At 66.2% G+C, this 15,317-nt stretch carries 13 protein-coding genes; 6 read left to right on the top strand and 7 right to left on the bottom strand.

Annotation, left to right across the window (positions count from 1 at the left end; genetic code table 11):
* Window positions 1-35: 35 nt before the first annotated feature.
* Window positions 36-1,019 carry an adenosine deaminase gene (locus ACIBK2_RS05765; RefSeq protein WP_396964150.1) on the bottom strand — a complete coding sequence of 328 codons (984 nt, stop codon included), beginning with the start codon at window positions 1,017-1,019 and terminating at the stop codon, window positions 36-38.
* A 216-nt stretch (window positions 1,020-1,235) separates the two neighbouring features.
* Between ACIBK2_RS05765 and ACIBK2_RS05760 the strand changes: the two genes are divergently transcribed.
* Complete coding sequence (locus ACIBK2_RS05760; RefSeq protein ID WP_396964148.1) at window positions 1,236-2,078, top strand: ADP-ribosylglycohydrolase family protein; 843 nt, start codon at window positions 1,236-1,238, stop codon at window positions 2,076-2,078.
* Between the two features lie 86 nt (window positions 2,079-2,164).
* Window positions 2,165-3,421 (top strand): saccharopine dehydrogenase family protein, encoded by a 1,257-nt coding sequence (locus ACIBK2_RS05755; protein WP_396964146.1) that lies wholly within the window; start codon window positions 2,165-2,167, stop codon window positions 3,419-3,421.
* Here ACIBK2_RS05755 and ACIBK2_RS05750 read toward each other — a convergent pair.
* Complete coding sequence (locus tag ACIBK2_RS05750; RefSeq protein ID WP_396964144.1) at window positions 3,348-4,127, bottom strand: helix-turn-helix domain-containing protein; 780 nt, start codon at window positions 4,125-4,127, stop codon at window positions 3,348-3,350. The genes ACIBK2_RS05755 and ACIBK2_RS05750 overlap by 74 nt on opposite strands.
* Before the next feature lie 39 nt (window positions 4,128-4,166).
* On the opposite strand from ACIBK2_RS05750, the gene ACIBK2_RS05745 reads away from it, so the two are divergent.
* Window positions 4,167-4,544: a hypothetical protein gene (locus ACIBK2_RS05745; RefSeq protein ID WP_396964142.1), complete on the top strand. Its 378-nt coding sequence runs from the start codon at window positions 4,167-4,169 to the stop codon at window positions 4,542-4,544.
* 44 nt (window positions 4,545-4,588) lie between these two features.
* Here the strand turns inward: ACIBK2_RS05745 and ACIBK2_RS05740 are convergent, their stop codons facing one another.
* The 3 genes from ACIBK2_RS05740 to ACIBK2_RS05730 all read right to left on the bottom strand — a co-directional run bounded on the left by ACIBK2_RS05740 (window position 4,589) and on the right by ACIBK2_RS05730 (window position 10,075).
* Window positions 4,589-5,809, bottom strand: coding sequence for a cytochrome P450 (locus tag ACIBK2_RS05740; RefSeq protein WP_396964140.1), 1,221 nt, complete (start codon window positions 5,807-5,809; stop codon window positions 4,589-4,591).
* A gap of 10 nt (window positions 5,810-5,819) precedes the next feature.
* Window positions 5,820-7,082 carry a cytochrome P450 gene (locus tag ACIBK2_RS05735; RefSeq protein ID WP_396964138.1) on the bottom strand — a complete coding sequence of 421 codons (1,263 nt, stop codon included), beginning with the start codon at window positions 7,080-7,082 and terminating at the stop codon, window positions 5,820-5,822.
* A gap of 416 nt (window positions 7,083-7,498) precedes the next feature.
* On the bottom strand, window positions 7,499-10,075 hold the full coding sequence (locus ACIBK2_RS05730; protein ID WP_396964136.1) for an ABC transporter substrate-binding protein: 2,577 nt from the start codon (window positions 10,073-10,075) through the stop codon (window positions 7,499-7,501).
* Between the two features lie 262 nt (window positions 10,076-10,337).
* Here ACIBK2_RS05730 and ACIBK2_RS05725 point away from each other — a divergent pair, with 262 nt between their 5' ends.
* The gene (locus ACIBK2_RS05725) at window positions 10,338-10,823 is read left to right on the top strand and encodes a GNAT family N-acetyltransferase (protein WP_396964134.1); all 486 of its coding nucleotides are present in this window, start codon (window positions 10,338-10,340) and stop codon (window positions 10,821-10,823) included.
* A 51-nt stretch (window positions 10,824-10,874) separates the two neighbouring features.
* Window positions 10,875-11,516: a class I SAM-dependent methyltransferase gene (locus tag ACIBK2_RS05720; RefSeq protein WP_396964132.1), complete on the top strand. Its 642-nt coding sequence runs from the start codon at window positions 10,875-10,877 to the stop codon at window positions 11,514-11,516.
* A 34-nt stretch (window positions 11,517-11,550) separates the two neighbouring features.
* Here the strand turns inward: ACIBK2_RS05720 and ACIBK2_RS05715 are convergent, their stop codons facing one another.
* The gene (locus ACIBK2_RS05715; RefSeq protein WP_396965816.1) at window positions 11,551-12,918 is read right to left on the bottom strand and encodes a WS/DGAT domain-containing protein; all 1,368 of its coding nucleotides are present in this window, start codon (window positions 12,916-12,918) and stop codon (window positions 11,551-11,553) included.
* Between the two features lie 211 nt (window positions 12,919-13,129).
* Here ACIBK2_RS05715 and ACIBK2_RS05710 point away from each other — a divergent pair, with 211 nt between their 5' ends.
* Window positions 13,130-14,779, top strand: coding sequence for a cytochrome bc complex cytochrome b subunit (locus tag ACIBK2_RS05710; protein ID WP_396964130.1), 1,650 nt, complete (start codon window positions 13,130-13,132; stop codon window positions 14,777-14,779).
* A 142-nt stretch (window positions 14,780-14,921) separates the two neighbouring features.
* Here the strand turns inward: ACIBK2_RS05710 and ACIBK2_RS05705 are convergent, their stop codons facing one another.
* Window positions 14,922-15,131, bottom strand: coding sequence for a DUF397 domain-containing protein (locus ACIBK2_RS05705; RefSeq protein ID WP_396964128.1), 210 nt, complete (start codon window positions 15,129-15,131; stop codon window positions 14,922-14,924).
* Window positions 15,132-15,317 lie beyond the last annotated feature (186 nt).

Here is a 15,317-nt window from a genome sequence, read left to right as displayed (position 1 = left end):
TTCACTCCGAGGGAAACCGGCGACGCCTGGTCGGGTCAGAAGTGGTAGGCGTCGACCTCGTCGAGGTAGCGGGCACGGGTTGGCTCGTCGATGAATGAGGCTTCGAAGGAGTTGCGGGCCAGGATGCGTAGGTGGTCTACGGTCAGGTCCAAGGCGTCTCGGATGCCGTCGAAGTTGTCCTGCACGTAGCCACCGAAGTAGGCGGGGTCGTCGGAGTTCACCGTGGCGACCAGGCCGAGTTCGAGCATCTGCCGCAGCGGGTGGTCGGTGAGCTTGTCGATCACCCGCAGGCGCACGTTGGAGAACGGGCAGACCGTCAGCGGAATCCGCTCCCGAACGAGTCGCTGGACCAGCGCTGGATCGTCCAGCACTCGGATGCCGTGGTCGATGCGCTCGACGCGGAGCACATCCAGTGCCTCGGCCACGTACGCCGCCGGACCCTCCTCGCCGGCGTGCGCTACTGCCCGCAGACCCAGCTCGCGGGCCCGCTCATAGACCGCGGCGAACTTGGCGGGCGGATGACCGACCTCCGCCGAGTCGAGTCCGACCGCGACGATCCGATCGAGGTACGGCTCGGCGGCTTCGAGGGTTTCGAGCGCGGATTCGACCGACAGGTCGCGCAAGAAGCACAGGATGAGCTTGGTTGTGATGCCGTACCGTTGCTCGCTGTCACGCAGCGCCGCCCACAGGCCGTCGATGACGGTCGCGAACGGCACCCCACGGGCGGTGTGCGCCTGCGGGTCGAAGAAGATCTCGGCGTGCCGAACGCCGGCCGCGCGGGCGCGGACCAGATAAGCCTCGGCCAGGTCAGTGAAGTCCTGCTCGACCCGGAGCACATCCGTCAGCCGGTAATACAGGTCGAGGAACGACTGCAGATCCTCGAACCGGTAGGCGTGGTGCAGCTCGTCCACCGACGCGAACGGCAGCTCGGCCCCGTTGCGCTCGGCCAGCGCGAAGGCCAGCTCCGGTTCCAGCGTTCCCTCGATGTGCAGATGCAATTCGGCTTTCGGTACAGACACCCCGGGGATCCTAGCCTCGGCCGGTGGCCGGCCTGCCACGTGTAGACGACCGAAGATCATGCCTGGAGCGGCGACTCTCGAGACGAGATACCCACGTCACAGTGCGTCGCCGAGAATGATGGTCGCAGGGCAGCGAGAAGGGCGTCGCTCGGCCAGTCGATTCTAGCTTCGAAATATCCTGCTGCACTGTAGAATCGGGCGCTGGGAGGGGATCGAATGCTGGTCGAGTTGGCCGTGGGTGACGCCTATGGTGCGGGTTTCGAGTATGCAGATCCGAAACTCGTCGCCGACTACAACACTTTGGACGCGTACATCCAGCATCCGACTCATCTCGGCGTCCGGCCGGGTGCGTATACCGACGACACCCAGATGACGTTGGCCATCGCGGAACTGCTGGTCTCGGGTGAGGCGTGGGAGCCGGCGCAGCTGGCCGATCATTTCGTGCGGGCTTATCACCGTGATCCACGGGATGGTTACGCCACTCGGTTTCAGCAATTCCTCGACACCGTGCGCACCGGCGCGGACCTGTTGCGCCGCATCGACCCGTCCAGCGACAAGAGCGGGTCCGCCATGCGTGCCGGGCCGATCGGTCTGCTGCCGACCGTCGACCAGGTCCTGCACTACGCGGAGGTGCAGGCGCGCGTCACCCACAACACACCCGGCGGAATCGCCGCGGCGCAGGCCGCCGCGCTGGCTGTGCACTACTGCCATTGGCAGCTCGGGCCGGTATCCGACCTGCCCGGCTGGCTCGGTGCACGGCTCGACCCGAGCTGGGCGCGGCCGTGGCGCGGCAAGGTTGGATCGAAGGGCTGGATGAGTGTGCGCGCCGCGCTCACCGCGCTGACCTCGAGCACCAGCCTCAGCGAAATCCTGCGTGTCTCAGTGGCTTTCACCGGGGATGTGGATACCGTCGCGACGATCGCGCTCGCCGCCGGATCGCGCTCGCCGCAGATCGAGCAGAACCTGCCGGATGCATTGCTGATCGGGCTCGAGCGCGGCCCTTACGGCAGCGACTATCTGCGAGACTTGGACGCGCGGCTGCTCGCGCAGTTCGCCTGATGGGGAGCGGATCGGAATTCGACTGCCGAGTCACGCATTCCAGGTCTATTTACTGTCACGATAGTAAATAGATATGGAGGGCAGAGATGCGAATCCTGCTGCTCGGTGGTGCCGGTCAGATGGGGCGGGTTGCCGCGCGCGTGCTGGCCGAGGATGACGCTGTCGAACATGTTGTGGTGACCGACCTTTGCGAGCGCAATGCGCGGGCAGTCGCAGATCGACTGGGCCCGAAGGTATCCGGGATCAGTGTCGATGTGCTCGATGCGGCCGAGCTGGCGACCGCGCTGCGCGACTGTGACCTCGTGGTGAATACGGTGGGTCCGTTCTTTCGCTTCGAGGCGCGGATTCTGTCGGCGGCAATCGAGGCGGGTCGCGACTACATCGACATCTGCGACGACTGGGAACCGACCCTGCAGCTGCTCGAGCTCGATGAACAGGCGCGGACGGCAGGAGTCACCGCGCTGGTCGGAATGGGGGCCAGCCCCGGAATCGCCAATCTGCTCGCGGTAACCGCGGCTCGCGAACTCGACACCGTGGCCGACATCATCACCGGGTGGAGCATCGACGTGGCGACGGCGTCTCCTGCCGAGGCGAACGGAACGCCGAATGCGGCTGTCGCACATGGGATTCAGCAGACAACCGGGACGATCCGGATACTGCAGGACGGCCACCTCGTCGACCGGCCCGCCTTGACGCAGAGACGATTCCACTACCCAGGGCTTGGACCGGGTCGTGGTTGGAGCTTCGGGCATCCCGAGGCCGTCACCCTGCATCGGGGTTACCCGCACGCTCGCGACAACATCAACGTGGTGGTCGGGCACCGATGGATCATCACAGCCCTTGCGGCACTGCGTTATAGCGTCGATCACCACATGCTCACCGCAGCCAGGGCAGCGCGGATCGTCGAAGCGGCCGAACAGCGACTGCCCTCGGATCCAGCGGACGGCCTCCGCCCCGGCGCGCTTCCGCCGTTGTTCGCCGTGCTCAGCGGGACGCACGACGGCGCACCCGGCACCGTCGCCACCGCGCTGGCACAGGTCCCCGGGCTGTCCATGGCCGAAATCACCGGCGTCCCACTCGCCGTCGCCGCCCTCAGGCTGCCCACCAGACCCGGCGTGCACACTCCGGAGACCCTGCTCGACCCCGACGAATTCTTCGCCGCGTTAGCACCCTATTGTCCCGACGCACCGGCACCGCGCACCATGACGGCAACTACTCGTTCATGGGTCGATGATCAGCACAACATCGAAACCCTTTCGGCTACACCACTTACCGCGTCTCTGCTGCCCGTGAGTCGAGCACGACGATTCGGGCGCCGCCGGCCAGCAGCGCGCTGGGACTGAGTCCGCACATGGCGTGGAAGGTATCGCTGAAGTGGGAGGGGCTGGCGAAACCCGCGTCCGCGGCCGCCGTCGTGAGGTCCGCGCCCTTCGCGATGGCCCGGCCGACGCTGAGCATGCGCGCCCATATTCGGTAGCGGCGGAAGCTGGTGCCCGCGTGCCGGGCGAACAGGTGCAGGAACCGCGAGGTCGATAGGTGCGCCTCGGCGGCCAGCTCGGCGGCCGAGTTCGCCCGGGCCGGGTGGGCCAGCAGGATCGCCGCCGCGGCCGCGATCCTGTCATCGATAGGCGCCGCCGCCGAACCGCAAGCTAGGTCGATTGCGGCGACAGGGTCGAAATCCGCTTGCGCGGCATGGCTTATCAGGTCGGGTTCGTCGCGGTGGTGCAGACCGAATCCATGGAAACGGGTGGTCATCCGATCCCAGCTCGTCTTCGCCTGGGGCGAGCTGGGATCGATGTAGCAGAACAGCATCTGCTCGCCGGTAGCCACGACCTGATGGACCATCCGAGGTGGAATCAGCGCGGTATGAACGGTCTGCTCCAGCCCGTCGGCACGCAGCATGAACGGCGCATCGACGCCGACCGCCAGACACAGCACCGAGCCGCAGTGCGCGTCGAGCCGCAGCGAGGGGCCCCGATACACCGCGTGTCCAGGCCACAACCACACGGTCGCGAGACAGCGTGTTTCTGGAAGTGCCGTACCACCCATGCTCGCCATGCTTGCACGACCAACGGAAAGGACTCGACTATGCGATTCGAATACCTCGCGCAGGCAGCGCTGGTGCTGATCGGCGTTATCCACATTGTTCCCGGCATCGTCGCCTGCGCACCAGGTCGCGCCGTGGCGGTCTACGGCACCGAGCTCGGCAATCGCGACCAGGAACTGCTGTTGCGGCATCGTGCGCTGCTGCTCGCGCTGGTCGGAGCCGGAGTCATCGTCGGGGCCTTCTTCGCGCCGATCCGAGTTGCCGCGATGACCGCAGCGGCGATCAGCCTGATCAGCTATCTCGCGCTTGCCGGCACCGTCGGTTTCCACGAGCTCAACGGCAAGACCAAGCGCGTCGCATGGGTGGACGTGGTCGCGCTGATCGCCCTCGCGGTGGCCGCGCTGGTCTTCATCGAATGAATTCGCCTGGGGTGTCGTCCGCACGACACCCCAAGCAGATCGACCTACTCCCCCAGGTACACCGGCAGCTGACGGTGACCGTTGGAAACGAAACTGCCGACCGGCTGCAACTCCACCGGATCCACCGCGAGCCGGAGGTTCGGGAAGCGCTCGAACAAGGCCGGGAGCGCGACCGCCGCTTCGAGTCGAGCCAGCGGGGCGCCGATGCAGTGGTGGGCGCCGTGGCCGAAGGACAGGTGGTCCTTGTTGGTGCGGTGGATGTCGAACTGGTCGGCCGTCGCGCCGTGCAGGTTCGGGTCGCGTCCGGCACCCGCGTAGGAGGCGAGAATGGCCTCGCCCTTGGGGATTCGGATGTCGCCGATGTCGATGTCGTCGACCGCGTAGCGCAACGGCAGGTGCGCGACCGGCGCCTCGTAGCGCAGCGTCTCCTCCACCACGTCCGACCAGGGCACCCGGCCTTCGACCACATCGGCGCGCTGTTCCGGGTGGGTCAACAGTGCGAAAATCGCCTGGTCGAGCAAGTTTACGGTGGTCTCGTGCCCCGCGTTGATGACGAGCATCAGCGTGTCGACGAGTTCCTTCTCGACCAGCTGGGAGCCGTCCTCGTCGCGGGTGGCGATCAAGACGCTGGTGACGTCGTCACCGGGTGTCTCGGTGCGATAGGCGACGAGTTCGCTGATGAGCCGGTACATTTCGAGATAGTTGGCTTGTGCCTGCTCGGGCGTGAACGAGGTGTCGAAGAATCCGTCGACGCATTTGTGCAGGCCGCCGCCCAGATGCTCCGGCACGCCCATCATTTCGGTGATCACCTGGATCGGCACCGGATACGCGAATCCCGCACGCAGGTCCACTGATTCGCCGGGCAGCGTGGCCGCCAGCGCGTTCAGCAGGTTCTCGGTGATCGCCTCGATCCGCGGCCGCAGCGCCGTGGTGCGGCGATGGGTGAACGCGGGCGAGACCAATTTCCGCAGCCGCCGATGGTCGGCACCGTAGGCGGTGAACATGTTGTCCACCGCGACCCAGGGCAGCAACGGCCACGCCTCGGTGATCTCGCCGTTGATGAACGAAGACCAGTGCTGCCGAGGATCTTTGGACACCCGCGGATCGGCGAGCAGGCTCTTGAGCACTGCGGCGTCGGTGGCCGACCACGCGGGCACACCGCCCGGTAATTCCACTACCGCGACGGGTCCGCGGGCCCGGATCCGCGCGGACTCGCCTTGAATGTCGGCACCGGTCGTGTCCAGAACTATCGGTTCATGCTCCATCGGACGCTCCTTACATCATGTTCAACGGAGGGGACTTGGGGAAGACGACCGGCAGTGCCGCGACCGCGCGGTGGAAAGGCCCTGGCCGCCAAACCAATTCGTCGACGGGCACGGCGAGTTCCATTTCGGGGAGAGCGTCGAGCAGCTGATCGATGGCGTCCTGCACGATCAGGTAGGCCACCGACTTGGCCGGGCAGGCATGCGGTCCGGCGGCCCACGCCAGGTGCGAGCGGTTGCCGGTGCGGTCGCCGCCGCGGATCTCGGGATCGTTGTTGCAGCCCGCGAGGCTGATCAGGACCGGCTGGTGCGCGGGCAACCAGTTGTCGTCGATCAGGATCGGCTGCCTCGGGTACGAGGTGCAGAAGTTCGCCATCGGCGGATCGTTGAACAGCACCTCGTCGAGGGCGTCGCGGGTCGACATGCTGCCGCCGAGGACGTCGCCGCCGAACCGGTCGTCGGTGACCATCAGCAGCAGGGTGTTGATGATCAGGTTCTGCTGCGGTTCGATGCCCGCGCCGTAGAAACTGATCAGCTGGCACAGCATTTCGGTGTCGTCGAGTTCGGCCGGGTGATGGGCTAGTCGGGAGGTGACGTCGTCGCCGGGCTCCGCACGCCGCAGACCGATCAACTCCAGCAGCGCCTCGCTGAGCATCTGCATGCCCTGCGCGGCGTTGACGGTGTCGAAGAGCGCGGCCATGCCCGTCGCCACCCGCTGGCCCAGTTCCGCTGAGCAGCCGACCATTTGGTTGAGCACCTCGAAGACCAGCGGGAACGCGTACTGGGTCACCAGGTCGGCCGAACCCTTCGCGCAGAAGGTGTTGATCAGCGGGATGGCGATCCGCTCGACGGTGGCATGCAGGGCGTGCAGGTCGATTCCGTCGATGGCGACGGTGTAGGCCTGCCGGTAGCGCGCGTGCGCGGCACCGCTGTTGCGCAACGCGTTCGGGTACCACTCCATCATCGGCTTGACGGGCGAGTCGTCGGGGATGTGCTGCTGCCAGGTCCGCGGGTCGGCCGGAAAGTGCTCGGGGTCGTTCAGGATTCGCAATGCGGCCTGATAGCCGACCACCAGGGTGGCCGGCACGTCCGGGGCCAGCTCGATCGGCACCAGCGAGCCGTACTGCCTGCGCATCTCGGTGTAGGCGCGATGCGGATCGGCGGCGAACTCCGGGGTGTGCAGCTGCACTCGGGGGCCATCGGTGTCGATGGGCGACCCGTGCTGGACGGGGCAGACGCCGGGTGCGGCGGTCTCGGTGAATGGTGACGTGGTCAAGGACGTGACTCCAGACGGTCGGTGCGCGGGCACCTGGCTCGGCCAGGTGCCTCGGGAAAGGTCGGAGGTGTATCAGGTGTCAACCGACCATAGGTGACCATTGCTAACGAGTGCACGTCGAGGACCGGAACGCAGTGCGGCAACCGCAGGTTCACCGCGCCTACCTCACAGCCCCTGCCGGACACGTGTTTTCGACGGGTGTGGCACCGGCGAATCCCCCTAGTCCTGGCAACCGCCCAGAAGCTGACGGTTCACCCACGGTAGCAGCATTGCGAGAAAGTCTCTCTCGATACAGCAACAGGTTATCGGCCGTCGGTGAGTCGCAAATATGTTGTGCTACCAGCGAATAGACCGTCGCTATTCGGTGGTGGAGTTGATCGATCGGCACAGCGTTCGGCGGGCAGAGCAGGTGCGAGTTAGTTGACCTTGTAGAGCCAGGTTTGGGGAGTTGCGAGTTCGCCTGTGGTGGACCAGCGGTAGGTGCGGGCGAGCCCTGTGCCCTCGTAGGCACGCAGGTAGTTGACCAGGCCGGCGCGGGTCGTGCGGCCGGCGGCGATGCCCTTCAGGATGATCGTGGTGAGGTCGTAGGCTTCGACGGCACTCGGGCCGGGAGCTCGGCCGTTGATAGCCTCGTAGTCACTGACGAACCGAGTGACGACCGGGCCGCAAGAGCAGGACATGATCGCGCCCGCTGCCGAATCACCAGCTTGGGCAACAAAATCCGGCGTGACGGTACTCTCCGCGGAGACGAACGGCACGGTGACGCCCGCCCGTCTCAGCTGTTGCAGCAAGGCGGCCGCCTCCTCGTCGAAGCCGGAGTAGAAGACCGCGTCCGGCTTGGCTGCGGCGATATCGGTGGTGACCGTGGTGAAGTCACGATCGCCCCTGCCGATAGCGGCCGCACACTTCGGGTCGGCGGCGGAGCCGAGGCTGGAGACAGCGCTGCCTGCCAGGCTGCTGCCATAACCGGTCTTGTCCTGGATGACGCAGATCCTGCGGAAGTGCGAAGTGTTGACCAGGTACTTCGCCAGTGCGGTGCCTTGGACGTCATCGGCGGCCAACCCGCGGAAGAAGGAGTGCCAGCCGTTGGTGGACAGCGCGGGATCGGTGGCCGAGGGGGTCAGGAACGGGAGCCCCGCATCGCTGAAGACCTGTCCAGCGGTTTGGATTTCCGTGGAGAACACCGGACCCACCAGTGCGACGATCGACGGGTCGTTCGCGATCTGCGCGGCAACACCGGCCGCCGCCTGCGCGTCCCCCGTGATATCGAATTCCCGCAGTGCGACGGCACATCCCGGATTCGTCTTCGCGAACTGATCGAGGGCCAACTTCACCCCACCACCGGCGGTATGCGTGGCACCCGCTGTCGTCGCGATGGTTACAGGCGCGCAGGTCGCCTGACCATCGCCCGCCGCAGCGAACGCGGCGCTGGGTTTCGCAACCTCCTTGCCCTGGGCATCGATCTGCGTCAGCGGCTCGAAGGCCCGTGACGCATCGGTAGTCCCGGGAGCCACCGCCCGCACCCAATCAATGGGGTGCGGCGCACCGGGCCCGGATGATGCGGTGGGCGACGCCGCAGTGTCCGAAGAGGATCCCGAGTTCGCCCAAATGATCCCCGCCACAATCACAGCCACAACCACCAGCGCTGCCCCGGTAAGCCCGATAGTGCGAGCGGTTCGCCCGCCAGAATGCCTTGCTACCAGTGCTTCCCGCGACCCGTCACGATCTTCCGCCCATTGCACACGCTGGCTCGGCTCCTCCGATAACGTGCGCTCGCTCGACCCGGCCCCGTGCACCGACGCACTCAGATCCGCCTGCCGTGTCCGCGCGCCCGACGCCAACCCGCGCTCGCGCCCACCCGACTCCGACTCTGCCTGCCGCGCACGCTCGCTCGACCCGACCTCCTGCGTCGAGCCACTCAGCACCGCCTGCCACGCGCCCGGATCCGACGACGGCGCGTGCGCGGACCCGGCCGACTCCGACTGCCACGTAGGCGCATTCGGCTCTGCTTGTCGCGGGCGGTTATCCGGCGACTGCCCGTGGGCGGACTCGCCCGGCACTCCCGGTTCTGTGCGCGGCGGTACCCATGGCTGCGGCACGGTGGGTGGGGCGTGGCCGGTTGTTGTTGGACCGCTTGGTGATCGGCGGTCCGGGTGTGCGCCGCCGGATAGTGCTTGTCTTGCGGCGGTGGCGAATTCGGTGCAGGAGTCGAAGCGGTCGGCGGGGCGTTTGGCCAATGCCTTTGTCAGCACCGCGTCCAGCGCGGGTAGCAGGTGTGGTTGGCGGGTGCTGAGTAGCGGGGGCGGTTGTTGGAGGTGGGCCGCGATCATGGCGGCGGGACTGTCGGCGGTGAAGGGGGCGGTGCCGGAGAGGAGCCAGAAGAGGGTGCAGGCGAGGGCGTATTGGTCGGAGCGGTGGTCGACGGGGGTGGCGGAGAGTTGTTCGGGGGCGGCGTAGGCCAAGGTGGCGGCGAACATTCCGGTTCGGGTCAGCTGGTGGGCGTCGTCGCGTAGGCGGGCTATGCCGAAGTCCGTCAACAGGACTCGCTCGTCCTGGCCTGCCGTTGGGCGGGACAGCATGATGTTGGCCGGTTTCACGTCGCGATGCAGGACGCCGACGGCGTGCGCGTAGTCGAGGGCCTTCGCGGTCTCGGCGATGATCTCCACCGCGCGAGCCGGGTCCAGTGCGCGCGGGTCGAGGGCGCCGGCATCGATGCCGTCGATGTACTGCATCGAGATCCAGCGGATGCCGTCCTCGACGCCGCGGTCGTACACCGCGACGATATTCGGATGGTCCAACTGCGCGACCAGTTCCGCCTCACGCTCGAACCGGGCCCGCATCTCGTCGTTGGCCTGCAGCCCAGAACTGAGCAGCTTCAACGCGATCCGGCGCGGCAGCCGCGGGTGCCGCGCGAGATACACCGATCCCATTCCGCCGCGACCCAGCCGACGCTCGATCACATACCCGGCGAAAACCTCACCAGCGCGCAGCATCCCGTCCTCTCAGACGTCGAGTCGCCGACCACGTCCGGCGCGCTGTCGATGGGGAGCCGAAGCGATCGCCCGCGCAGGCTCGTCCGTCACGGTGCCGACTTCCGCCGGAATGACGAGAGCAGGGCGGGAAAGTGACCACCCCGCTCCGAGCACGCCGGTCGTTCACCCGGCCATCGTAGCCTGGGCTTTACCCGGCGGGCCGCCCCCGAACGCCGCCAGGAATTCCGTTGACCAGGCATGACCGTTCCAGGAGGCTCGGGGTGTGCACAGGAATACGGAGCCGGTCGAACTCGAGCCGCTGACGGCGGACAATCTCGCGTTGCTGCTCGATGCGGCGGTTGCCGACGCGGATCCGCTGGAGGTGATGCCGCCGGTGGACGGTGCGCCGGGGTGGAATGCCGAACGTAAGCAGGCGTTTCTGGATTTCCATCGCGGGCGGGCACTGTTGGCGGATGCGCCGGTCGAGTACACCTATTTGATCGTGGTGGGCGGCCGGGTGGTTGGTGCCGCGCGGTTGCAGCCGGGCGTGGAGGGGTTCGAGGCGGGAGTATGGATCGGCCGCTCGGATCGTGGACGTGGTGTGGGCCGGTCCGTTGCCGAGCAACTGCGGACGGTTGCCGCGGAGATCGGTGCGCGGCGGGTGGTAGCGGTGACCACGGTTGATAATTCGGCGGCGCGCAGGCTGCTCGGGACGGCCACATCGACGGTCAGCGGCGACACAGTGACGGCGACATCAGCGCTCGATTGACGCGGTGCGGTCGGCGTCGATGCCCGGAAATACTGTGGCAAAGTGGGATTGATGGCTGGACTGGAGTGGAATCACAACAGCTTCTACCACCGGTTTCTGGTGCGACGACTGCCGAAGCCGTGTGCACGGGTGCTGGACGTCGGATGTGGGGCCGGCGCGTTCGCGGCCGAACTGGCGCGGCAGGTCGAGCAGGTGGATGCCATCGATCGGTCGCCGGTGATGATCGATGCCGCGAAGCAGGCGACGCCCGACAATGTCACCTGCATTCTGGGGGACGTGCTGGAGCAGCCACTGCCCGCGGCGAGCTACGACGCGATCGTGTCGATCAGCACGCTGCACCATCTGCCGCTCGACAGGATGTTGCCGGTGTTGGCCGACGCGCTGCGGCCAGGCGGGGTACTGGCTGTCGTGGCGCTGCCGCGCACGGACCTGCTGCGGGAACTGCCGGTCGAAATCTTGGCAGTGATCGGTCACCGGGTTCTCGGGGTCGTCTTCGCTGGTCTGCGCGGCTTCGGCCGTAAAGATTGGCATGCCATCGAGCCGAATCACGCTGCCATGCCGGTGGTTCTCGATCCGCCGCTGACTACTCGTCAGGTGCGGCAGCAGGCGGTCGCGCTACTTCCCGGGGCACGGGTGCGGCGGCTCGTTTACTGGCGGTACGCACTGGTGTGGCAGAAACCCGCCGACAGCTAGATTTGCCAGCCATCCGAATTGAACTGTGGCGCAATCACTTCAAGACTCGGCACGTCTCGTCCAATGCGGTGCGCAACAGTTCGGCATAAGCGTCGAGATCCGGAATTGTCGCAGAATCCGCATGAAGTGAGATCGTGACGGTCTCCCCGAGTCCGTGGACTCCGTGGGTCAACCGCATGACCGAGCCGATCGCCGGGAAGCCACCGGTGAAGCGAACCCGGCCGCCGCCGAACACGAGGTTCGCTGGGCCGCGATGCACGCTGGAAACAACGGTGTGACCTGCGATGGAGTCGGGAACCGCAGCCAGTGGGTACCGGTCGACATCACGACGGAGCAGCGGAGCGGGCACGATGGAGGTGACGCGATCTTGCGCACCGAGCAGCGGATGCTGTGCGCGCATCCGCCGGTCGGCCATCGCCGTCGCGATCTTGTCGGCACGACGTCGGAGATCGGGTTCATCGATGCGGAGATCGACGCTGAGGCTTCGATAGTTGTTGCGCGCGTTGGACATTGCGGTATCGGACAGCGCCATGGGCACCTGCGCACCGAGCCGCTCCACTGCCCCACCCCGCCCATCGAGATAGCGCCCAAGTGCAAGCGACACAGCGGTCAGCACGACAACGGTCACCGTGCGCCCGGGAACTCGCAAAGCTGCCGAGTCGCACACAATCATTCGTACTTGATGTGCCGAATCAGCTTCCGTTGCCGCCTGATTAACCAGGCTTGGCGGGAAGTCCGGCCCAGGCGACGGCAGACTGCCCGCCTCGGTCAGCTCCGCGAGCTTCTGCTGAGCTCGAAACGCCTGGTAACCACGGAGAGCGGTCCGAACCAAACGAATCGGCAGCTGCGGCAACGCCAGCACCGCATCCACCGGCGCGGAAGTCGCCGATCTGATCGACCACCCAACAGAATTCGGGGCTGCTTCGTCCTCCGGCTCCGCCTCGGCGAACAACGCCCGCGCGATCTCGGCGGCGCGCCGACCGTCCGCGAGTGCGTGCGACATCTGCAGAACCGCGACGAGCACCGGCCCCGCGCGGTTCTGCCCAGGCGCGTCGACGATGCCACGGAACACGTGCAATCGCCACGGCCGCACGGCCGCATCCACCCCGGTGTCGAGCACTTCGCCGAGCGCCGCCTGCAGATGCGCCCAATCCGGTTCTGCCAGCACATGCTCAACGAGCTGGTCGGCGGCGAACTCGCACCGCACCCATGACGGGTAATCGAGATCGCCCGGCACGACACGCGCTCGGACCCGCAGATCGGCGATCCGCGCGCTACGTTCGGCGACGAAGGTGCGCAGGTCCGCAGTGGGACGCCCGGTATCGGTGAAGCAGTACAGCAGAAACAGGTCGTTGCGGGTACGGGCCGACAGCCAGTACATCGTCGCGTCCTGCGCCGCCATCGAACCCACTACCCGACAGTATCGAACCCGTCAGCCCGCGCCACTCGAGCGCCGGGCAGCACCGCCTGCGGCGCAGACCGAACTGGCCCGACATCGGCTGAATGATCTTGTTCCGCAAGCAGATCGAGCAAAACCTATCGATTCCACCGGATCCACCTGCTACCGTCTGTAGTAGAACGCATACCACTCTCCCAGGGGCGGGGTGTCGACCATGGCAACTCAACTCGGTCGCAAGGTCAGCGCGCAGGCGAATTCCGCCGACGAGCGATATCAGGCCGCGAACTTTCTCAAGCGGTCGATCAACAAGGTCTTTCCGACGCACTGGTCGTTTCTCCTCGGCGAGATCGCGCTGTACAGCTTCATCATCCTGTTGCTGTCCGGCGTGTATCTGACCCTGTTCTTCGACCCATCGATGACCGAGGTGGTCTACAACGGCGCCTACCAGCCGTTACGCGGCGTCACCATGTCGCGGGCCTACGAGACGGCGCTGAACATCTCGTTCGAGGTGCGTGGCGGGTTGTTCGTGCGGCAGGTACACCATTGGGCCGCCTTGCTTTTCGCGGCGTCGATCATCGTGCACCTGTTCCGGGTGTTCTTCACCGGCGCGTTCCGCAAGCCGCGCGAGGCGAACTGGGTGATCGGCTCGCTGCTGCTGATCCTGGCGATGTTCGAGGGCTACTTCGGCTACTCGCTGCCCGACGATCTGCTCTCGGGTACCGGCCTGCGGGCCGCGTTCTCGTCCATCACGCTCGGCATACCGATCGTCGGCACCTGGATGCACTGGCTGATGTTCGGCGGCGACTATCCGGGCACCATCATCATTCCGCGCCTGTTCATCGCGCATGTGCTGCTGTTCCCCGGCATCATGCTCGCGCTGATCGCGGCGCACGTCGCGCTGGTCTGGTATCAGAAGCACACCCAGTTCCCCGGTCCGGGCCGCACCGAGAACAACGTGGTCGGCGCGCGCATCGTGCCGGTGTTCTCGCTGGATCAGGGCTCGTTCTTCGCGTTCACCCTCGGCATCGTCGCCATCATGGGCGGCCTGCTGGAGATCAACCCGATCTGGAACATGGGTCCGTACAACCCCTCTCAGATCTCCGCGGGTTCGCAGCCGGACTTCTACATGATGTGGACCGACGGCATGATGCGCCTCATCCCACCGTGGGAGCTATATCTGGGCCGCTACACGGTGCCCGCCCCGGTGTGGGGCGCGCTGATCATGGGCTTGGTGTTCACGGCGCTGATCACCTACCCGTGGATCGAGAAACGGCTGACCGGCGACTCCGCCGTGAATCACAACCTGCTGCAACGCCCGCGGGACGTGCCGGTGCGCACCGCGATCGGTGCGATGTCGATCGCGTTCTACGTCGTGCTCACCCTGTCGTGCGTGAACGACATCGTCGCCTACAAGTTCAACATCTCGTTGAACGCGACGACCTGGACCGGACGGATCGGCATCCTGCTGCTGCCGCCGCTGGCCTACTTCGTGGCGTATCGGATCTGCCTCGGCCTGCAGCGCGGCGACCGCGCCGTGCTCGAGCACGGCGTCGAGACCGGCGTGATCAGGCGGCTGCCGGACGGTGAGTACATCGAGCTGCATCAGCCGCTCGGCCCGGTGGACGACCACGGCCATCCGATCCCGCTGGAGTACCAGGGCGCGCCGGTGCCGAAGAAGATGAGCAAGCTCGGCTTGGCGGGCAAGCCGGGGACCGGCAGCTTCTTCCGGGCCGATCCGTCGGAGGAATCCGAGCGCAATCACGAGGCCGACCACAACGAGGAACGGCGCCAGCTCGCGGTGCTGCGGAATTACCAGGAACGCGATAGCCGGAACGGCGCGGGCGGCAACGGCAGTGCGCGTTAGTCGACGACCAATAGCTGACCGGCGTGCTTTATCGGCGACATGCAAGTATTCGGACGCCGGAAATCCGATGCCCGAATATTGCGCGGCCCCGAGTCCGTGCCGACCCGGGGCCCGTAGTGCCTGTTCAGACGACCTGTTGCTATCAGGCGCAGCCGAACTCCCCCTGCGCCACTCCAGTTAGGAATGTGTCCCACTGCCCCGGGGCAAACGCGAGCACCGGGCCATATCCGTTGTCCTTGGTGTCACGGACCGCGATTTTGCCGTCGACTAGAAAGGCGACTTCCACACAGTTCCCATCGGGGCCGCTGTATGTGCTCTTGCGCCACACAGCATCCGTCAAATCAACCTCCACGGCACTAGCTCCTTTGCTGCGTCGAGAACGAGATTTCTTCTGACATCGTTCTAACTAGCACCGGCACCCGGCCAACCAACGCCGAATCCCCTGTGCGCCTGCTAGAAGCGCGCAACTCAACGGTGCGTCGTTATCGCACTGTACGTCGGAGTGAATACACCCCGCGAGGTTGCCCCCGCGCGATAA

Source organism: Nocardia sp. NPDC050175, assembly GCF_044459885.1.
Classification (GTDB): Bacteria; Actinomycetota; Actinomycetes; order Mycobacteriales; family Mycobacteriaceae; genus Nocardia.
Note: the sequence above shows the minus strand (reverse complement) of the source record. Positions and strands in the feature narration are given on the sequence as shown.

Excerpts from the sequence above, each read along its gene's own strand:
- ACIBK2_RS05760 (WP_396964148.1), top strand. The coding sequence starts at position 1,236 with ATGCTGGTCGAGTTGGCCGTGGGTGACGCCTATGGTGCGGGTTTCGAG.
- ACIBK2_RS05755 (WP_396964146.1), top strand. The coding sequence starts at position 2,165 with ATGCGAATCCTGCTGCTCGGTGGTGCCGGTCAGATGGGGCGGGTTGCC.
- ACIBK2_RS05750 (WP_396964144.1), bottom strand. The coding sequence starts at position 4,127 with ATGGGTGGTACGGCACTTCCAGAAACACGCTGTCTCGCGACCGTGTGG.
- ACIBK2_RS05745 (WP_396964142.1), top strand. The coding sequence starts at position 4,167 with ATGCGATTCGAATACCTCGCGCAGGCAGCGCTGGTGCTGATCGGCGTT.
- ACIBK2_RS05740 (WP_396964140.1), bottom strand. The coding sequence starts at position 5,809 with ATGGAGCATGAACCGATAGTTCTGGACACGACCGGTGCCGACATTCAA.
- ACIBK2_RS05730 (WP_396964136.1), bottom strand. The coding sequence starts at position 10,075 with ATGCTGCGCGCTGGTGAGGTTTTCGCCGGGTATGTGATCGAGCGTCGG.
- ACIBK2_RS05720 (WP_396964132.1), top strand. The coding sequence starts at position 10,875 with ATGGCTGGACTGGAGTGGAATCACAACAGCTTCTACCACCGGTTTCTG.
- ACIBK2_RS05715 (WP_396965816.1), bottom strand. The coding sequence starts at position 12,918 with ATGGCGGCGCAGGACGCGACGATGTACTGGCTGTCGGCCCGTACCCGC.
- ACIBK2_RS05710 (WP_396964130.1), top strand. The coding sequence starts at position 13,130 with ATGGCAACTCAACTCGGTCGCAAGGTCAGCGCGCAGGCGAATTCCGCC.